The organism is Photorhabdus viridis (genome assembly GCF_040256935.1).
GTDB lineage: Bacteria > Pseudomonadota > Gammaproteobacteria > Enterobacterales > Enterobacteriaceae > Photorhabdus > Photorhabdus viridis.
Map to the genome: position 1 here is coordinate 1 of NZ_JBEJZY010000282.1, position 435 is coordinate 435.

Below are 435 nucleotides of genomic sequence, written 5' to 3' on the forward strand. Positions count from 1 at the left end.
TGGGCTTTAATATCCGCGCTGACACCGTTGGCTGCTTCTACGGTGAGTTTTCCACCGAGATGAATAGCGGGAAGCACCCATCTATTTTCGGTGTAGCCTTTATCTGTTTGCTTGATGTAGAACCCTTTGGAATGGGTAATCGTTTGCGCAAAGGTGCTGTTTTTTACCGCTTTGAAATTAACCTGACCGTGAGTACTGGCCAGTTTGGCATTTTGATGGGTGGCGATTTTGCTGGCTTCATAAGTGCTGTCATCCCGGCTTAACAGGTTAATATCGCCGTCGGCGGTAAATTCAGTCACTTTGTTCGTGACATCATGATGAGTACGTGTGGTGGTTTTCTTTTTGCCATACCACCGACGTTTGGTCTCTGTTTTCTCATAGTGACTGGATTCTTCCATCGCCTGAGCGTACAGATAACCGCCTTGTGCCGCGATA

Annotated in this window: 1 protein-coding gene; it reads right to left on the bottom strand. The window is 47.4% G+C overall.

All coding sequences use genetic code 11. The annotated features are described in order from the left end of the window. On the bottom strand, positions 1 to 435 hold a 435-nt coding region (locus tag ABR397_RS23370; protein ID WP_350307784.1), incomplete at both ends, for a hypothetical protein.